Source organism: Thalassospira sp. GB04J01 (assembly GCF_000751115.1).
GTDB classification, from domain to species: domain Bacteria; phylum Pseudomonadota; class Alphaproteobacteria; order Rhodospirillales; family Thalassospiraceae; genus Thalassospira; species Thalassospira lucentensis.
This window is the reverse complement of the sequence record NZ_CCDX020000015.1, coordinates 185,118-204,106: the sequence shown is the minus strand read 5'-3', so window position 1 is coordinate 204,106 and position 18,989 is coordinate 185,118. Positions and strand designations below refer to the sequence as shown.

At 52.9% G+C, this 18,989-nt stretch carries 18 protein-coding genes; 7 read left to right on the top strand and 11 right to left on the bottom strand.

Annotation, left to right across the window (positions count from 1 at the left end; all coding sequences use genetic code 11):
* Position 1 precedes the first annotated feature (1 nt).
* The 3 genes from AMM48_RS16715 to AMM48_RS16705 all read right to left on the bottom strand — a co-directional run bounded on the left by AMM48_RS16715 (position 2) and on the right by AMM48_RS16705 (position 3,382).
* Positions 2–1,357: an FAD-dependent oxidoreductase gene (locus AMM48_RS16715; protein WP_102784964.1), complete on the bottom strand. Its 1,356-nt coding sequence runs from the start codon at positions 1,355–1,357 to the stop codon at positions 2–4.
* Positions 1,357–1,887, bottom strand: a complete 531-nt coding sequence (locus AMM48_RS16710) for a hypothetical protein (protein ID WP_102784963.1) — start codon at positions 1,885–1,887, stop codon at positions 1,357–1,359. The genes AMM48_RS16715 and AMM48_RS16710 overlap by 1 nt, the downstream gene beginning before the upstream one ends.
* A gap of 181 nt (positions 1,888–2,068) precedes the next feature.
* Complete coding sequence (locus AMM48_RS16705; protein WP_101304634.1) at positions 2,069–3,382, bottom strand: FAD-binding oxidoreductase; 1,314 nt, start codon at positions 3,380–3,382, stop codon at positions 2,069–2,071.
* Positions 3,383–3,484: 102 nt separating this feature from the next.
* Between AMM48_RS16705 and AMM48_RS16700 the strand changes: the two genes are divergently transcribed.
* Entirely contained in the window at positions 3,485–4,639 is a 1,155-nt protein-coding gene (locus tag AMM48_RS16700) for an aminotransferase class V-fold PLP-dependent enzyme (RefSeq protein ID WP_181951585.1), read from the top strand.
* Positions 4,640–4,670: 31 nt separating this feature from the next.
* Positions 4,671–5,759 (top strand): ChaN family lipoprotein, encoded by a 1,089-nt coding sequence (locus AMM48_RS16695; RefSeq protein ID WP_244271269.1) that lies wholly within the window; start codon positions 4,671–4,673, stop codon positions 5,757–5,759.
* A 52-nt stretch (positions 5,760–5,811) separates the two neighbouring features.
* Here AMM48_RS16695 and AMM48_RS16690 read toward each other — a convergent pair whose 3' ends face one another.
* From AMM48_RS16690 to AMM48_RS16670, 5 genes are all read right to left on the bottom strand, one after another.
* Positions 5,812–6,354 carry a hypothetical protein gene (locus AMM48_RS16690; RefSeq protein WP_101304633.1) on the bottom strand — a complete coding sequence of 181 codons (543 nt, stop codon included), beginning with the start codon at positions 6,352–6,354 and terminating at the stop codon, positions 5,812–5,814.
* 139 nt (positions 6,355–6,493) lie between these two features.
* Entirely contained in the window at positions 6,494–6,940 is a 447-nt protein-coding gene (locus tag AMM48_RS16685; protein ID WP_102784962.1) for a hypothetical protein, read from the bottom strand.
* 116 nt (positions 6,941–7,056) lie between these two features.
* Positions 7,057–7,584, bottom strand: a complete 528-nt coding sequence (locus AMM48_RS16680) for an adenine phosphoribosyltransferase (protein ID WP_102784961.1) — start codon at positions 7,582–7,584, stop codon at positions 7,057–7,059.
* 168 nt (positions 7,585–7,752) lie between these two features.
* Positions 7,753–7,977, bottom strand: a complete 225-nt coding sequence (locus AMM48_RS16675; RefSeq protein ID WP_102784960.1) for a hypothetical protein — start codon at positions 7,975–7,977, stop codon at positions 7,753–7,755.
* A gap of 329 nt (positions 7,978–8,306) precedes the next feature.
* Positions 8,307–8,573 (bottom strand): hypothetical protein, encoded by a 267-nt coding sequence (locus AMM48_RS16670; protein ID WP_022730525.1) that lies wholly within the window; start codon positions 8,571–8,573, stop codon positions 8,307–8,309.
* Positions 8,574–8,829: 256 nt separating this feature from the next.
* Here AMM48_RS16670 and AMM48_RS16665 point away from each other — a divergent pair, with 256 nt between their 5' ends.
* The 3 genes from AMM48_RS16665 to AMM48_RS16655 all read left to right on the top strand — a co-directional run bounded on the left by AMM48_RS16665 (position 8,830) and on the right by AMM48_RS16655 (position 12,409).
* Positions 8,830–10,542, top strand: a complete 1,713-nt coding sequence (locus AMM48_RS16665; protein WP_102784959.1) for a HAMP domain-containing methyl-accepting chemotaxis protein — start codon at positions 8,830–8,832, stop codon at positions 10,540–10,542.
* Positions 10,543–10,910: 368 nt separating this feature from the next.
* Positions 10,911–11,705, top strand: a complete 795-nt coding sequence (locus tag AMM48_RS16660) for a MotA/TolQ/ExbB proton channel family protein (RefSeq protein WP_101304630.1) — start codon at positions 10,911–10,913, stop codon at positions 11,703–11,705.
* An 11-nt stretch (positions 11,706–11,716) separates the two neighbouring features.
* On the top strand, positions 11,717–12,409 hold the full coding sequence (locus AMM48_RS16655; RefSeq protein WP_102784958.1) for a flagellar motor protein MotB: 693 nt from the start codon (positions 11,717–11,719) through the stop codon (positions 12,407–12,409).
* 92 nt (positions 12,410–12,501) lie between these two features.
* Here the strand turns inward: AMM48_RS16655 and AMM48_RS16650 are convergent, their stop codons facing one another.
* The 3 genes from AMM48_RS16650 to AMM48_RS16640 form a co-directional block, all read right to left on the bottom strand.
* Positions 12,502–13,326 (bottom strand): MBL fold metallo-hydrolase, encoded by an 825-nt coding sequence (locus AMM48_RS16650; protein ID WP_102784957.1) that lies wholly within the window; start codon positions 13,324–13,326, stop codon positions 12,502–12,504.
* 88 nt (positions 13,327–13,414) lie between these two features.
* Positions 13,415–14,161 (bottom strand): SAM-dependent chlorinase/fluorinase, encoded by a 747-nt coding sequence (locus tag AMM48_RS16645; protein ID WP_102784956.1) that lies wholly within the window; start codon positions 14,159–14,161, stop codon positions 13,415–13,417.
* A gap of 151 nt (positions 14,162–14,312) precedes the next feature.
* Positions 14,313–15,719 carry an SPOR domain-containing protein gene (locus tag AMM48_RS16640; protein WP_102784955.1) on the bottom strand — a complete coding sequence of 469 codons (1,407 nt, stop codon included), beginning with the start codon at positions 15,717–15,719 and terminating at the stop codon, positions 14,313–14,315.
* A gap of 323 nt (positions 15,720–16,042) precedes the next feature.
* On the opposite strand from AMM48_RS16640, the gene AMM48_RS16635 reads away from it, so the two are divergent.
* Positions 16,043–17,353: an EAL domain-containing protein gene (locus AMM48_RS16635; RefSeq protein ID WP_102784954.1), complete on the top strand. Its 1,311-nt coding sequence runs from the start codon at positions 16,043–16,045 to the stop codon at positions 17,351–17,353.
* 176 nt (positions 17,354–17,529) lie between these two features.
* Positions 17,530–18,897: a DNA polymerase IV gene (locus AMM48_RS16630; protein WP_102784953.1), complete on the top strand. Its 1,368-nt coding sequence runs from the start codon at positions 17,530–17,532 to the stop codon at positions 18,895–18,897.
* Positions 18,898–18,989: the final 92 nt, after the last annotated feature.

Sequence of the window (18,989 nt, the reverse complement as noted above, 5' to 3'; positions counted from 1 at the left end):
ATCAGCCAAGTGCGGTGTGGATACGGGTTGCCACCAAGTTGCCAGTTTCCATCGCACCGGCAACCTGCCCATACCAACGCGTTGATGCCGCCTCACCCGCGTAATAAATCCGCCCATGGATGAAGTCCTGCAACGCTTGGCGGCTTTGCCATGTTCCGGGGTGTGTCGTCGAATAGGCCCCACCGATAAGAGCATCATCGCACCAGTCAAGGACATAGGCTGTGACCGCGTCAGGTGGATTATAGTGATCGTCATCGCCATTGTTCAGCCGATTAACCGCACCAAGCAAAACGTTTGCGGCAAGTTGATGATTGGCCGACATCACGCGCGCAGTATCGCCAAATGCGTGCATATAGACCTGTGTGCCCGTCCCATTCTGGGTGATGATAAAATTGCTATACCCAGTTTCAAACGTAACCGTGACTTTCCTGCCCGGTGCCGGATGCGCAACATTGGCCAAGCCGGTCATTGCCATTTTAAGGTAACAGCCAAGCGGATTGGCGCGGAAGGGGGCTACGTTCTGAAGAGATAAGTCGGCAATGACAAGGTCGTTTTGCCCTGCCTGTTCTGCGCCGGACTTCACCCTGTCAGTTGGAACCGTGACAAGCACCGCGTCATAAAGTTCCGGGTCTTTGTTGAGGGCTTCGACCTTGACCTTGTTGTCGTCGGTATTTTCGATCCTATTGACCTTAACGTTTAAGACAACATTCTGCGCAATCCCTGCGGCCGTCGCCCATTTCACAACCCGGTACCCAAGTGTCTGATCAATCGCATAATCGCCGCCTTCGGCATTGGCATTTTGCTGCACTGATCGGACGTGGTTATGAATAGATCCCCACGGCGGGTTGACCTCAACCGCATCGGAAATGACCTGCCAATTAGCAAATTGTTGCTGACGGAACGTTACGTCATCAGGCGTAACTTGCCCCAATCGCATGTCCACATTCCCAAAATAATCGTCGTTTTGCGTACCGTTGAAATTATTACTGACGGCATCAATATTGTTTTCAACTGTTGTGGTTTGTGCTGTTGGTTCTACTGCATCATCAGGCAACGGCGTAACCGCATCATTCTCGTCAAATGGCAGAATAAAAGTTCCGGCATTGAAGTCCGCATCAACCGGCTGTTGGCCTATATCAGGATCGACGTGGGCAAAGAGCCACGCGGCAGCATCGGTTGTTGCCTCAATCGCCTCTGCACCCCAATCAAAGGCATTACCGCCAACCATGGTACTGTATGTCCGCCCTCCAAGGATCGGGGCTGCTTCATAGATTGTCACATCATGCCCTTTTTCCTTTAATTGGATACCTGCACTTAATCCAGCAACACCAGCCCCGATGATCAAAACTTTTGCCATTAACCTGCCCTCGTAAGCGGCTTTAGGGTGACTTTCGTTTGCGCCTGCTTGAGCGCTCCAAGCTCGACCATAATTGCCTTGCGATAGTCCCCTGCACCACTTTTAGATGGAGATGGAGATGGAGATGGAGATGGAGACTGGATCTTGATAAGTGCATCCACCGTATTCAGGCTTGTCAGGGTTTTCTTCAACAGAACAGAGAATGCCGTACTGACCTCTGTTGAGACTTTTTTCGATGTATTGAGCTGTCCTGTCTTCGCACTCATTTTCGCTTCACTGATATGAAGCTGTCCCAGTCCCGGCGAAATCGCAGCGATGGATTTTTCAATGCTACCCGCCATCGGTGACGTCATGCTCTTTGCCACAAGGACCGCATTCAGTTCCTTTTCCAAGACCATAGCGGTCGTCACCACATCATTGCCTGGCTTTACGTCACTTAAGTCCCGACGCGCCAGAATGGTCTTGCTGACATCGTCAACATTTTGCAATGCAGCCTGAATACTGTTTTGAAGATCGGGATCAAGTGCCATTGCCTGCCTCATTCATGCTTCATCGGGCAGGACCACGGAGCGACCTGCACCTGAATGACGAAAGCAGCAACCGTCTGTGAAAAGACCGGCAACACCAAAAGGCGATGCCGGTCTTAGTCGAAGTATCTTGGGTGGACATAATTGATCAGCTTGCAGGTTGTCTTATTCCATCGCTCAATTATCAAACCCGCGAGCGTGGCCGCCGAACCGATCCGTCTTCAAACCGTGACAGTTCCATCCCGGCCAGTGTGATCGAAGGTTGTCCGGTAGTGATCCAGTCGGCCAGCACTTTGCCCACCACCGGCCCCATGGCAAATCCATGGCCGGAGAAGCCGGTTGCGACAAAGAAATGCTTGGGATTGTCGAACTGATCAATCACCGGCACGGCGTCCGGGGTAACATCAATATCACCGGCCCATGTATCGACGATGCCGACCTGTTTGATCTGCGGGAAAACCTTTTGCAGGTTGGCCATTGCATTGCTGACCCGCACTTTATAAGGCTCGGCCTGATTGGTGCGCCGTCCGATGGTTGGTTGTTTCGAGGCGTCTGATCCCGGCATGCGATCCACCAGATCGTCAAAGAACCGTTTATTGAGGTGAAACTTAAACGTCGCCCAGTTATCAAACAGCCCCGGCGCAAAATCGCGCGCGAATTTAAACCGGCCCAAGGTCAGATCAATATCGGTCATGAATTCATCGGCGATATTCATCGACCCGTCGGTGCGTTGACGAAATGCAAGGCCAGCGGCCAACGTTCCAGCAGCCGAAATATCGGGCACGGGAGTGGTGCGAATAACCGTGCCGCGCGTGGTTTGCTGGGGCAAACGACGGCCCAGTTTGGCAACGAATTTATGGGTGGCGGCCCCGGCGGCACAAATGACGTATTTGCATTTGATCTCGCCACGTTCAGACACCACCGAACTGATCGCACCTCCTTGGGTTTCAATCGAAAGGGCGCCGCATCCCTCGGCGATGACGGCCCCTAGTTCCGATGCCCGTTTGGCAATCGCAGGTGCGGCTTTTTTCGGTTCGGCCTGCCCATCGGACGGGGTGTAAATCCCACCCACCCCCGGTGTTGTTATGCCCGGCGTGATTTTCGCGATCCCTTTGGCATCAAGAACCTGTGTCTCAACACCAAATCCCTTGGTGTCTTCGATCCATTGTTCGTACTCGGCCATTTCAGAACCATCACGCGCAACAAAAAGAACCCCGCCTTGCCGCCATTCCAGATCGGCATTCAGTTCCTTTTCCAGCCCCTGCCAGATGCGGTTACAGGCCATCATCAATGGCATTTCAACCGGATCACGCCCCTGTTGGCGGACAAACCCCCATGCCCGCCCGGACTGGTGCGATGCAATCGTGTCCTTTTCCAGAAGAACAACCTTCATACCCGCCTTAGTCAGGTAATAGGCACTTGATGCGCCATGAATACCGCCGCCGATCACAACGACGTCACATTCTTTGGGTAAGTCAATTTCAGGGTACTGCGTCATGTGGGGCCTTTTAATCGGGTTTCAGATGGTTTTCGGTTTGGTGTGTGGCGCGAACCAAGTTATGTTGCGCGCCAACAAATCTCAACAAAATCAGGTGCCACCATGTCTGATCAGACAAAAAAACAATCCCCGGCAACCATTGCCGCACAGGCTTTGGGCTGGGTCGATGACACAACGCGCTCGGTCACACCGCCGCTGTATCCGTCGACCACCTTCGAACGGAATACGGACCTGAGTTACCATGACGGGCGGTGCTATACCCGTGCAGATAACCCGACATATGATCAGACAAGTGCGGTTTTAAACGCACTTGAAGGCGGCACTGAAACCCGCCTATTTGCATCGGGCATGGCGGCCGCCGTTGCGGTATTGCACGCACTTAATCCCGGTGATCATGTGGTGGCCCCTAAGGTCATGTATTGGGCACTGCGCAGCTTTATGCTCGACAGCAGTGTCCGCGCCGGACTGACATTTGATTTTGTCGATAACGGTGATACCGCCGATTGGGCCAAGCACATTGTCGCTGGCAAAACCAAAATGGTCTGGCTTGAAACCCCGGCAAATCCCGATTGGCAAATCACCGATATTGCCGCCGTGGCCGAGGTTGCCCATGCGGCTGGCGCGCAGGTCGTGGTTGATAACACGGTGGCCACCCCGCTTTTGACCCGCCCGATTGATTTTGGCGCGGATATCGTCATGCATTCGGCGACCAAATATCTGAACGGTCATAGTGACGTTTTGGCGGGCAGCCTGACCACCGCCAAGGACAGTGAATTCTGGCAACGTGTGTGTAAGCAACACGCATCAGGTGGTGCGGTTCTGGGCGTATTTGAAACGTGGCTGTTGCTGCGCGGTATGCGCACCCTTTCGATCCGGGTCGAACGTGCGTCGGCCAATGCCATGGCGATTGCCAAACATTTTGAAAACCACCCGGAAGTCGAACAGATCCAGTATCCCGGCCTTGAAAGCCACATCGGCCATGACATCGCGAAAAAGCAAATGACCGGCGGTTTCGGTGGCATGTTGTCGATCCGGGTAAAGGGCGGCGGCAAACGGGCTGTTGATTTCCACAACCAGTGCAAACTGTTTAAACGCGCCACATCGCTTGGCGGGGTGGAAAGCCTGATTGAGCACCGCGCATCGGTCGAAGGCCCAACCAGCCCCGTACCCGATGACCTGTTGCGGTTGTCGGTTGGCATCGAAAACGGCAATGACCTTGTTAACGACATCGAAACAGCTCTGACCTTAAGCAAATAAGCCATATTGTTCCATCATCGGGGATCTGCCTGTGACGCCATTGCGACTGACAACACCAGCATACAAATTGATATCCTTATGCGGCCCAGTTGCCGCACGCCGATTGGGCGTTGTCACTGCAATTGTAACCACCGCAACCTTGCTTAGTCCGCCGGTAAAAGCCGATGAAGCCCTTGCGAATGATCCGGCCAATACAAACGATGTTAGCGCTAACATCGTGATTACAGATGTCAGTCCCCTTCCGCCTGCACCGGGTTTGATTTTTGATGTTCGGGCCGGGGAATACATCATGCTCGGCGAACTGGTCCGGCGCATTGGCGACGCCAAATATGTCCTGATCGGTGAAAAGCATGACAACCCGATCCATCATCACCATCAGGCTGAACTGATTGATGCGCTGAGCAAATCGGGCAATCGCAATCGTGCGGTCGTCTGGGAAATGTTCACCCGCGATCAGCAGGCTTCGCTTGACCAAAACTGGCAAGATTTGACTGTTGCCGATCTCGGCCTGGCCATGACGTGGGAAGACCGCGGCTGGCCGTCTTGGCAGGATTACGCCCCGATTGCGCAAGCCGCACGCAACAATGATCTGGCAATGGTGGCGGGCAACCTGCCAGATGATATTTTGCGACCAATGATTGCCAATGGTGTTTCGGCCCTGCCAGATGATTTGGCAAAGGATCTTTCGCTTCCTGATATTCCGACTGATATTCAAGTTCTGCTTGATCAGGAAATCGCCGAGGGACATTGCGACACGTTGCCAAAATCAATGCTTCCTGCCTTTTCAACCGTGCAATTTGCCCGCGATGCATCGCTTGCACGTGCGATGTATGATGCCGCGAACAGTGACACCACAGATGGCGCCTATCTGATTGCCGGTGCGATGCATGTCCGCCGTGGCATCGCCGCCCCATGGCATTTACGCCGGTTTGATACGAACCTGACCGATCAGGATGTCGCAGTTGTCAGCCTGATCGAGGCCGATGACCCAAGTGACGATCCCAGCAACATTGAAGATTACGCACTGCGGTTTGGGCCGTCTGATGCGATTGATTTCATGTGGTTTACCAATGACATCGTGCGCGGAAATCCGTGCGATGACCTTAAAATGGGTCAGTAACGCACAAGATCGAGTTCCCCTCGTCCCGTAGGTTTTGGGACCATCTCACCGACTATTTCAGACGTCGCGGCAACCAGTCCGTTGTGGCAACCGGCTTACCCTTGTGCGACTGCATGACACGCGGGCGCACGACTTCCTTGGCTTCTGGTGTGGTTGCAGATTTGCGAACCGACGCATAGAAATCGACCAGTTCCTGATAGGGAATGATCGTCCCTGTACCCGCCTTGTAGGCCTTGGTATAGGGCGGATGGTTACACACGGTCATGCTGAGATGTTCGACCGTGTGGTGGCCAAATTGGGCCCAGATGCTTTCGATGAAATGCGATGTTTTCGGATCAACCGGTTTAAGCCGCACATCCGGGCGGCATTCTTCCATCACGGCATACAGGTTTGGTTCAACCGGACCGAATTCCTCGGCGACAAAGATGGCCGGCATCAGCATGTTGCCGTGGTAATTTGCCCCGTAATAGGCTTGCGCCAGATACAAAAGCCGGTGCAGCTTTTGCGGCTGCAGATATTCGTTATCATTCAGCGCATGATCGATAAGCCTGAATGCTGCTTCGAAAACCGTATTGAGAACCGGCTTGTTCTTCATGCTACGCCCGATGGTCTGACTAGGGTCTGAACCCTAAGAATTAACGATGGGCAATCATACGGCCTATGGCAGACACCAACAAGCACCCACCAGCCCATTTTTCGAAATTTTGAATGATGATTGTTTTACCAAACAGCGATCAGACAGACGTATCAAGATGCGTCCCGCGATAGCCCGCACCATGTACCACCGCATTCACCACGGCGTAAAAAGACGTGCCGCTGTTTGACGACAGATCGAACGGAATGCTGGGATCAAGCAGGCTTGCAAAATCAATGTCGCCTTGTGGCTCAATCGCGCCGTTCTTGTCACTGGAACGGCGTGCGGCCGACATGCCGCGTTGTTCTGTGCGTTGGTCTTTTTGCTCGCTAGAATGCCCCTGCCCCGATTGGCGTTTGTTTTTGCCATCGACATAGGCATTGAACAAAATGCCGTCATCGTCGGGGTTATATCCGAAATGCTGGGAAGGTTCTTCGACCTGACTGTTGCGGTCAACTGTTGCCACACCGCGCGCGCCAGCAGCCATCAGTCGCCCGTACTGACTGACTTGCGTAACGGCCTGCGGTGTATTTACAGCAACAACCATTTTCCAATCCCTGCCGGCAACCAGCAACGCATTAAATCTTATTCAACTGCAACATTATACCCGAAAACGGGAAAAAACGGCAGAAAAATCGACAAACCGGCCGAATGAGGCCTGTTTTAATCGCCTTCGAATTCAACCAGATGGAATTCTTCAACACCACGGTCGCGGATTTTCTGCGCACCGCCAAGGTCGGGCAAATCAATGATAAAGGCGCATCCGGCAACATCACCACCGGCCTTTTCAACCAGATCAATCGCACCCAGAGCCGTCCCGCCGGTGGCAATCAGATCATCCATGATCAAAACGCGCTGGCCGGGCTTGATGGAATCCTTATGGATTTCAATCACATCCGAACCATATTCCAGATCATATTCAACACTGATGGTTTCAGCGGGCAGCTTGCCCTTTTTACGCACCGTGACAAACCCGATGCCAAGCGCAACGGCAACTGCCGGACCAATGACAAAGCCACGGGCTTCGATCCCGGCAATCACGTCGATGTTTTTATCCTGATATTCGGCGGCGAAACCGTCGATCACATCACGCAATCCGTCCGCATCGGAAAACAGCGTCGTGATATCGCGGAACATAATTCCCTTTTTCGGATAATCGGGAATAGTACGGATCAACGACTTAATCGACATGGGAAACTCCGCTTAGCAATCAGGCATAAAAACGCTGCTTGGGGTAAACGACGAACATGGTCGCTGTTTACCCTTCATGAGCGTCACTTGATGCCTCAAACCGATTGCCTTGGCAAGGTCGATCACCCTGCCCGCCATAGAATCCGGTCGTTTATGTTTGTCACGTGATCAGGCTGCGTGGGCAATTGCCGTGCGCGGCACAGATGCCTTGGGGCTCGTGACAAAATCATTGGCAAGTTTCTTGCTGATTTCAGCCCGTATACCACGCGAAAGGCCGGTTTCGGCGGCTTGCCGATTTCCCCATACCGCGCGGTAAAGGCGATAGTCATGGTCATTGATCTGACCGAATACTTTTTCGACTTCCATCAGAGTTTGGACATAACTCTTTTTCATGTCAGCCATCCTGTTGCTCGTGACGTTTCACGAGATATTTCGCGAAACAATGACGGGGCGTTAATGCCGCGTCCTTAGAGCAGCGATATAATCGGTGTTTGTCGGTCTCTCAACGTCAGGACGGTGACAACATCGGGAATATTTTGTGACACCCCGCCTTAATCGCAAAACCCGCGATTTATCAGGCAATGCCGACTATAATATTTCCGTCATTTATCAGCCGTTGCGAAACCAAAAACGCCTGTCTTCTCAAACGAAAACAGGCGTTTCAAATTTTCGCGATTTGTTTGGTTTCAGCCGCGCTCACAAGCACCAGACAGGTTTGGCTTTCAGTTCAACTTTTTGGCGGCCTCTGCCTGCTTGGCTTCCTGATCAATCTGCTTTTGCAACGCCTCGCCATATTCACCGTAAATCCGGCCTTCAAGCGAAAGTTCAAGGAACCGGATGTAATCGCGCTCATCTGAAATCTTGGCGCGCGCCACGGCAATCACGTCAAACGGACTGGCAGCATCAAGATCATATTTCCGGATCAAACCCACCATTTCAGCGGTGATTTGATCGAGTTTTTTACGCGTATCGCTATATGAAAGCGTCATCAAACAGTCCTGTCTTTCGAATGTATCTCTTAGCGTGGTTATGCCTGTTCACCGTAAACCTGACAAGCCCCCACCCCAGGTCTTTCCTGATCAATGCACCGATTCCCCTGCGTCGCTCCAACGACTTTAACTTGTCTTGACGCACATCAAAGCACGCAGCCCGCGTTCAGACGATGTTCGGTCCATCCATGAACCATAGGAAATCCGTGCGGGGCATCCGCGTGGTTTGTCCGTTACTGCCACCCGGGGAAGAAATATGCGCATTCTGTCTGCCTTCAATGCCATGGGCATCCGCAAACGTTTCATGTGGGCGTCTGCGTTCGGTGTGACAACAACTGTGGTCATTGCGCTTTTGATGATGACCATCGTCGAAGAACGCGCCATGGATGCCAAGCTTGATCAACTTAGCCAGAATGAGCTGACGTCGCTTCATGCCCTGATCGTCAATGTTATGGCGGCCCGCCCAGATGATGTTGATGATATTGGTATTAACGTTTTCAACAACTGGTTTGACAGCCGCAACCAAGATTACCCCGGCGAACTTTGGTCGGCATGGGGGCCAACAACGGTCGCCTACATGCAGGAATTTGGTGACAAGCCGATTAAAGCCCCGCGTGACGCCATTGATATCGAGGCCATAGAAACCGGTAAAACCATCGGTCGCTATACCGATGATGGGACCTATCGCAAATCCATGCCGATTGTTCTAGGCGTGACCAAGGGGGCCGACCGCGAAGTTTGTTTTAGCTGCCATGGCGCCATGGACGCACAAAAAGGCGATGTGATTGCAGTCCTGTCGTCCAGTCTGTCTGTTGCCCCGGAACAGGCCAAAACCAACCGCATCCTGATCGGTATCTTGATCGGCGGGATCGCGATTGCGATTGCCACCATTATCGGCATGCGCGTTTTGCTGTCACGTATCGTCACCGGCCCTTTGACCAACCTTGGCACCGACATGACCGCCCTTGCCAATGGCAACACGGATTTTGAAATCAATGCCCTGACCCGCCGCGATGAAATCGGGCGCATGGCGCAATCAGTTGATGTCTTTCGCACCAACGCCATTGCCAAAAAGCAGATGGAGGCCGAACAACACACCGCATTCCAACGCCGCGAAGAACGCATGGGCAAGCTCGAACGCCATATTGAGAATTTTGATAGTCTGATCGCCAAAATCATTGATGCGGTATCGCATTCTGCAGGTGAAATGCAAACAACGGCGCGTGGTTTGGTGCAGGCCGCTGACCTTGCCAGCAAAAGTGCAACAACCGTCGCCGCCGCGTCCGAAGAAGCCACCGTTAATGTGCGCACTGTATCGAACGCTGCCGATCATTTATCCGCATCAATTTCCGAAATCGGTCAACAGGCTCAGCAGTCCAGCCGCGTTGCGCAGGAAGCATCGCGCGAAGCCGAACAATCATCCGCCACAGTTGCGGGTCTGTCGGATGCGGCCAACCGCATTGGTGAAATTGTCGAGTTGATCAGTGACATTGCCGGTCAGACGAACCTTCTTGCCCTCAATGCCACCATTGAGGCTGCCCGTGCTGGCGAAGCTGGCAAGGGGTTCGCAGTTGTCGCCGCTGAGGTCAAAAACCTTGCCAATCAAACCGCACGGGCGACCGATGACATCTCCGCCCAGATCGCTGCCATTCAGGAAGAAACTGGTAAAACGGTGACCTCTATCAGCGATATCGCCAGTGTGATCACGCGGATTACCGATATGACCAACACCATTTCAGATGCGGTTCAGCAACAATCCGAAGCAACCGACGAAATTGCCCAAAATGTCGAACAGGCTGCCATCGGCACACAGGAAGTCAGTTCCAACATCGAACGTGTTAGTGGCACCGTATCGGAAACCGATCAGGCTGCCCATCTTGTCTTGGCCGTTGCCGATGAACTTGGTGGACTGTCGGTTGATCTGCGCACCGAGGTCGACAAGTTCCTTCGCGACATTCGGGCGTCATAGAGCATTCACGAACCTTGATTAGATAACCTGAAGCCAAAGAAACCTTGTATTTTCCCATCGGCGGGCAAAAATAAAGGGATCGATTTGCGAGCAGATGGGACGCCTCCACTGATCTAAACGTCACGCGATACCTGATCAAGCACCTTAAAGGGAGGGACAATCACCGTACGGCTTACTCAATACCCTGAGAACCCCTGCTCCCCTTAGACACCTGACCCTTCAAATCAGGCAATATCTCGCCCCAAATTTTACCGAATGGCATCCATTGAGACAGCGATGCTAGCGCAAAAGATTTAGACTGTTTATAAAGACTGAAGTCATCGGTTGGGGAATTCCGATGCGTACTTTCTGGGGGAATGAGAGCAACCATGTCGTTTACGACAATTTTGGGCATCATGGTCGGGCTTGGGCTGTTTATCGGATCGATTTTTATTTCGACCGATAACTACCTTGTATTTGTTAGCCTTTCGAGTGCATTGATGGTTATCGGCGGCACACTCGCCGCGACATTTATTGCCTATGAAGCACGCTATGTACTGCTTGCCTTAAAACTGATTTTCAAGATTTTTCGCGCCCCTCAGATGGGCCGTGGGCAACTGACCGGCGAAGTCGGCCGTGTTGTCAAATGGGGATATCTTCTGCAGAAAAAGGGCATCAACGCGCTTGAGCAGGAAGCCGAGCGCGTTGGCAAGGACGAACCTTTTCTTGGCTGGGCAATGGAAGTGGTCATTACCGGCTACGACGGCGATGAAACCGCCGATATGCTCCATAACGCTATAGAAAATGCGTTTAGCCGTAATCTGGTCCCGGTTTCAATCCTTAAAAGCATGGCGGCAGCAGCACCAGCTTTTGGCATGATCGGCACACTGGTCGGTCTTGTCATCATGCTTGATAAAATGGCCGATGACCCGACGTCGCTGGGGGCTGGTTTGGCAATTGCCTTGATCACAACGCTCTATGGCATTGTTGCGGCCCGGTTTTTCTTTATGCCCGCTGCCAGCAAAATTCAGCAGCGCGAAGAAATCATGCGGTTTCGCAATTACCTGATTGCCGAAGGCCTGATCATGCTGGCGGATCGCAAAGGCCCACGCGCCATTCAGGACAAAATGAACTCATTCCTTGATCCTGCGATCCACTTTAACATCGATAAATCTGCGAAATAGGGAATATCGCCATGGCACGCCGCAAACCAGGCATGCAGCGCACCGAGGAAGAAGAGATCAAGGAGGACTGGCTAGTAACCTATGCCGACGCCATTACCCTTTTGATGGCCTTTTTCGTCATGCTGGTCAGCTTTTCCAAAGTCGAAATCCCGATCTTTGAAAAAGTGCAGGCCGGGATTGCCGAACAAATCGGCAAGCGTGAGGTTATCCGCCCGACCGAGGTGCTTGAAACCGATCTGAAAGACGTCGTTTTCAATATGGCGATGGACAGTGATGTCAAGGTGTCCACCGACGATGAAGGCATCCTGATGGAGCTTGGCAGTGGCGCGTTCTTCCAGCCAGGATCGGCTAATCTGACCCGTGATGCGGTCGTGTTCCTCAAAGACACAGGCGATCTGTTAAAGCAGCCGCGCTATTTGGGTTTTCAGATTGAAGTCACCGGCCACACCGACGACAGTCCCATCAGCACGGCGCGATTCCCGTCAAATTGGGAACTGGCCGGAGGTCGCGCCATTGCCGTTGTGCGATTTTTGCATGCACTTGGAGTTGATCCCAATCAGAAACGCATGCGCGCGATTTCCTATGGCGACACCAAGCCAAAGCTACCCAACCGCGACGATTTCGGCAACCCGATCGAGGAAAACCGCGAGGCAAATCGCCGCATTGAAATTCGCATATTCCCGAAATATTCCCGCGTTTTCTAAACACCAAATGCACCAAAGAGTGACCTGACGTTTCATCACGTTAATCACCACATCAAGATACGTTACCGTGTCAGAAAACCGGGAAAATTCGCCTATTCGATCCTAAGAACCATTTCATCACGTGCGGCAAAGGAATCCGCCCAGGTTGATCTGGCTTTTTGTTCGATCACGGTCATGGCGGCATCATTATGGTCCGGGTCATGATGGAACAGGGCCAATCGTTTGGCATTGGCCGCCCGGCACAACCGAATGCCTTCCTGCCATGTGGAATGCCCCCAACCGACCTTGGCGGGGAATTCTTCGTCGGTATATGTGCTGTCGTAAATCACCAGATCGGCATTTTGAATAAAGTCTAAAATGGCCTGATCAGGTGTATCGGGATCATGTTCGGTATCGGTGACATAGCACACCGAATTACCATCATACTCAACGCGGTAAGCCGTCGCCCCATTCGGGTGGCGCAAAGGTGCCGTTTTCACAACAATGCCTTCGCCCGGATGCAATTCATCACCAACATTGAAATCCTCAAACGTCAGTTTGGATCGCATGGTCGACAAGGGTACAGGAAATGTCGGGTCTGCCATCTGGGCGGAAAATACCCGTTCCACCCCACCCTGATTGGTTAAATGCCCTGCCATCACCTTAAACGACGCATCCGGGTTATAGGCCGGTACAAAGAACGGAAAACCGTTGATGTGATCCCAGTGGGTATGGGTCAAATAGATTGTGGCGTGGGTGATCTTGCGACGGATCATGTCCTTGCCAAGGTTGCGAATGCCGGTCCCGGCATCAAAGATCAGAACCTGATTGCCAATCCGCATTTCGAGGCAACTGGTGTTGCCGCCATACACAACATGGTCCGGTGACGGGCACGCAATGCTTCCACGCACCCCCCAAAATTTGACCTCAATCGTCATTCAACGGACCCCGGCTGACTTCTGTTCGCATGATGCGAACCAATGATGAAATACCCTTGAAAGATATCACTTTTCCCAGACAAACCAATCACAGATTGTTGTCATCAAGGCGATGTTTTGCAACCGCCGTTCCGATCACGGCATCAAACTGCTGATCGGCACGTCCGCAATTAACCGCGATTTCACATAGGCCGATTGAGTTGTGGTAGTGAAATCCTTCTCCCAAGTTCACGTCTGAAAATGTGCGCGCCCCCGAGATAACCTGATTGTTGAGCACCAGTTGATCTGACATTTTTTGCGCCAGTAGTCCGGTCATCAGGTTGCCATATGCATCGACATAGATCACTTCCGCCAGCTCATCTGGCCAGCCTTGCGCCGTTATATTTCGATCTTTGGCCGCCATTGGGCGTGTTTCAAACGACGTATTGGTCGCAATCATCGCCGCAACCGGCGCAAAAATATCCCGCCCATGGAAACTGGCCGACGGATCATCTGGCATCCAGTCAATCGTGCGCATGGAAACGTCTTTGCCGCGACGCATGATGATTTCAAACAGACCGTTGTCCGGCCCGACAAATGACACCCCATCACTTTGCACAATCACCCCTTCTCGCGCACTGCCAACGCCGGGATCAACCACCGCCAGCACCACATCACCGGGTTTGAATTCGCAACAAAGGGCTGCCAGCAGATAACTCGCTGCCTTGGGATTACGATCAGGTGCATCCACCATCAAATCGCACACTGGTACTTTGGGGGCCATGCGCATCACGACCGACCGCATGGTGCCGCTATAGGGTCCGTTAATGCCAAAATCGCTAAAGATAAAAATCATCACTTTGCACCGTTTTGGGGACAACTTGCTGATAGTCTTGCACAAACAATAACGCCGGCGGGCTACAAGATCACGAAGGATCAACCCACCGGCGTTATATTCAGTATCTTAGGCTTAAGGCCGTATATCCCAAAACCCTGCTGTGACAGCGTTACTTAACTTCGCAGAACTGACCACGACGTTTAAGGTCCGCACACAGCGATTTTGCAGCACTGTCACTAAGCCCCGTCGCCATCAGGCGATAATATGTGCCTTTGCCGGAAATTTCGGCGCGTGTCACACCATGCTGCAAGGATGCCAGCTCACCATAACGCCCCTTAAGGACTTGCCACCCTCGCTCGGCCTGCTGTTCATTGCGGTACGATGCAAGATGGGCGGAACGTCCGCCACTTGCCATCGGTGCGGTGTCTGGGGCCATTGCGTCGGCATCGCCGGGCTGAACCGCGCGGCTTTCGCCCGTGGCGACACGGCGTACCGGTTCACCGGAATTAACGCGCATAACATTTGCCTGAGCTGGCTCGATAATCGCAGCCTCGATGGCGTCGCGTTCCCGTTTGAACTCATCGGCTGTCACAAGCTTCATCTGCGACAGATCTTCGATCCGGGCAATCTGACGGGCCGCATCCATCAAGCCTTGTGGTGCGGGTGCGGGTGTTGCACGCTGGCGTGGTTGGGCGGGCAACAAGGCATCCAGAATGGCGGTCCGTTCTGCAACATGTTCCTGAACCGTGATCGCACCGATTTGCAAGGCGCGGTTCAGCTGGTTCAACCGTTGTTCGACCTGCGACCCGTCTGGTGGCGGACTATCAAGAAAGGCTGACGGCACCTGCTGACTCATTGGCAACAAGGCGCCAAGGTTTGCTGAACGCCGTGCGGAATATTCTTCGGGTGTGATCAGGCCGGTTGATTGCAGATCGCGCAAAATCCCGAACCGTTTTGCAATGGCTTCATCGCCCGCCGAAAGTGCCGCACCTGCCGGGATGCTCGCCGTCCGTGTCGCGGTCATGCCCGATTTTGCCTGTGGCATGCTATTGCCCATGCCAGCCGGTGTATCCATGCCACTGTTCACATTGGACAACCCCGACGGTCCGGTGACAATTTGATCATTGATGCTGAGCGATCCGGGCAATCCGCGCTGCAAACGCATCAGGTTGAATTCCGCCGCATCGCGCAACGGGCGCGGCTGCGTGCCGCTTGCCGTACTCATTAAAACGGTGCCGGGCGGGTTCATGGCGACCAATGTGTCATAGCCATCCTTCGCACGGTCCGGTCGATTGGTGTTTTGATAAAGAACCGACCGCCACAGCATCGCGTGACCGTCTTGCGGATTTTTGCGCAATGCTTCGTCAAACAACTTCTCGGCCGAGGCATAGTCGCCACTGGCAAGTTGCTGCAGACCAAGTGCGGTATAATTTTCATCCGCAAACGATGTTGCTTCGTCCCAGAAGTCCTGATCTAGCAGCGGCGCACAGGCCGACACCCATGAAACCATGCCGATTACAGCAAGCCCCTTGCTGATTTTCAGCCAGTTTGCGGTCCGCTTTGCGGATACCTGCATGGCGCCAATCCCCTATAATCTAAAGACAATTCGTAAAATCATACTGCATTCCCACCCGACAATTGGCAAAAAATTAGTATCGATCACCCCATATCACATTGATTTTGCACTCTGCTTGCCAAGAATTCGTTAAAGAAAAAACCGTAACTGTCATTCAGCTCCGACTTGCCCTTGGCAATAGATACTTCATATAAAAGAGACAGGCAGATCGAGGTGTTAACCTGAACTTCAGAAGAATATGATTTGCTCCGGCGTTGCTCGCCATTGTATGGAATGAGCCCATAACGATATAAAACTATTAGTTTCTCTTTCAGGGGTCGCTCGTGATTGAACCGCAGCAATATGGTCAGCAGGCGTTACAGGAATACCTGTTGCTTGATTATGTGCAACGGCTGGAAACCCGGAAATACGGGCATCGCGCGGTACATATCCATATGTCGCGGATGAAACCGTTTCATCGCCGCGATTATCACATCCGCGTTGCGACCAATACCTTTGAAAGCTATGTGAAACTCTATGTCGGGCGTATCTTTGTCCTGACCAACAACGATCTTATTTTCGTGTGGAAAGACAAATCAATCGCCGATGTTGAACCGGCGGTCGATACGCTGCGCTATCTGTTCCGCGATGACCCGCTGTCACAGGACGACAGCGAAGAAACCGGCTTTTGCACCTGGTACAACCTGAATACCGAGTTTCAGGAATTCCTGCTGCTGTGTCAGCATCTTGATGAACGCGCCAAAAAACTGCAGCAAAACCTCAACATGCGCGCAGCCCAGCAGCGCGACAAGGATGAAACCCTGCAGCCGATTGATGCGGAAAACCTCGCCCAGCTTGAAGAAACCATTCATTCGGCCGACCTTTCGGAACATATCCGTCAGCAACCCGTGTGCGTATTTGCCCATGGCGGGTCCAAGGAACTCCATCCGGTTTTCGATGAATTCTTTGTCTCCATCACCGATCTGCGCAATGCCTTGATGCCAAAGATTGATCTGGCATCAAATCGCTGGCTGTTTCAGCACATGACCGAAGTCCTTGATAAACGCATGCTCAATTACCTGTGCAAGCGGACATTCAAGACACACGCCAGCTCATTCTCGTTAAACTTGAACCTTGGCACGCTGACGTCCAAGGATTTTGACAAGTTTGATGAAACCGTGCGGCGCAAATGGCCGGGCAACGTGATCATCGAACTTAATCAGGTCGATCTGTTTTCCAATTTGGAAACATATTTGAAGGTGCGTGATGATTTCCATGAACGCGGTTATCGCATCCTGATTGACAACCTGACCGTGGAATCGCTGTCCTTTGTGGATCGCAAACGGCTTAAGGCCGATTTCATCAAAGTCGCATGGCGCGAAGAAATGACCGACAATGTCATCCGCAAAAAATACGGCGAGATGGACAGTCTAGTTAAAAACTCCGGGCGTGAACGCGTCATCCTGTGCCGGTGCGATAGTCCAACCGCCATCAAGTTTGGCCAGTCGCTTGGCATTACGCTGTTTCAGGGACGCTACATTGATCAAATGATCGCCCGCCAGCGCCGCGCAAAGCGTGCCGCAAAGGCCGGGCAAAAGCCCGCAGCGACAAAACCGGCCGCCCCAAAACCAGCCGAGCGAAAACCGACAAGCTAGCATCAGGCGCCAAGCAAATGCGCGGTCACCCATAAGACCAATAACCAAAGCCGGGCACATCCCCGGCTTTTTCTTGGCCCGACTTGCTGACAGCACCTGTCAGCAAACATACAATTCAAACCAGCTTGGCTATTTCCGGACTTGGCAACAAAGGAACAAAAGAAGTACAAATAAGCATGCTCTATGCGCTTTGTACCGATTGCCAGCATAAATGGCGCCTGACCCTTGATCGACCGCTGCCCAAGGGCGGTGCGGGTTCCTATGTTGCCTGCTCATCCTGCGGTGCCAAACGCGCCATTGCGCACGCTGAACTGCCGGACCTTTTTATCGGTCACCTTGATTGCGATGCGTTTTATGCCTCCATCGAAAAACGCGACCGCCCGGAATTGATTGATCAGCCCGTGATCATTGGTGGTGGCCATCGCGGGGTTGTCTCGACCTGTTGTTACGTGGCACGTAAATACGGTGTCCGATCTGCCATGCCCGCCTTCAAGGCCCGTGAATTGTGCCCCGATGCCGTGTTCCTGCCCCCTGATATGAGGAAATATCAGCGCGAAGGATATCGGGTTCGCGATATGATGCGCGCCCTGACCCCGGACATCGAGCCGCTGTCGATTGACGAGGCCTTTATGGACCTGTCAAACGCCCATGACATGCATGGCAAGTCACCTGCCGAATGCTTGGTCGAACTTCAGACAACCGTCCGACGTGAGGTCGGCATTACCGTTTCCATAGGGCTTTCCTATAACAAATTCCTCGCCAAGATCGCATCTGATCTCAACAAGCCCTTTGGCTTTTCAATAATAGGTGCGGCCGAGGCGGTTAATTTTCTGGCCGACAAGCCGGTGCGCATGATGTGGGGCGTTGGACCGGCGATGGAACGCAAGCTCCATGACGATGGCATCACCACCATCGGACAGCTTCAGGAACGCGATATCCATGCCCTGCAAGGCAGTTACGGCAGCATTGGCAAACGGCTGTATTACTTTTCACGCGGAGAAGACAATCGTCGGGTCGAACAAAGTACCGAACGCAAAAGCCTGTCGTCGGAAACCACCTTTAACGAAGATGTCGCAGGCCTTGATCAACTGACCAAAATTGCTACCCGCCTGACCGCCCGTGTCGCCAGTGATCTGGCGCGCAAGGAAATTGCTGGCCACACCGTGGTGCTAAAACTGAAATCATCGGACTTCAAAATCCGCACCCGCAACATGCGCCTGACCTATCCGACGTTACGCGAAGACGTCATTCTCGATACCGCACTGACACTTTTGAAAAAGGAAATCGACGGCACGAAATACCGTTTGCTAGGTGTAGGGGTGACCGACCTGTTTGCCGCGGACCAAGCCGATCCGGTGGATTTATTCGCCGAGACGGCAGCGGTCATCGCCACGGACAATGCCACCACAGAGGATGAAACACCCGACCTGCGCAAAACCATCGAACTCCCCCGCCCGACGGCCGAGCAACTGCGTGAAAGCCTGACGCGGCGATATCGCCTGCACAAAAAGAAAATCGTCCGCCAACACCGATTTCGGTTTTAAGGCTTCCGACTTTTAAGGGAGATTGGAAAACAAAAAATGCCCGCCGAACCATCGGACGAGCATTTGCTGGTAACACATTGATCCTGCGATCA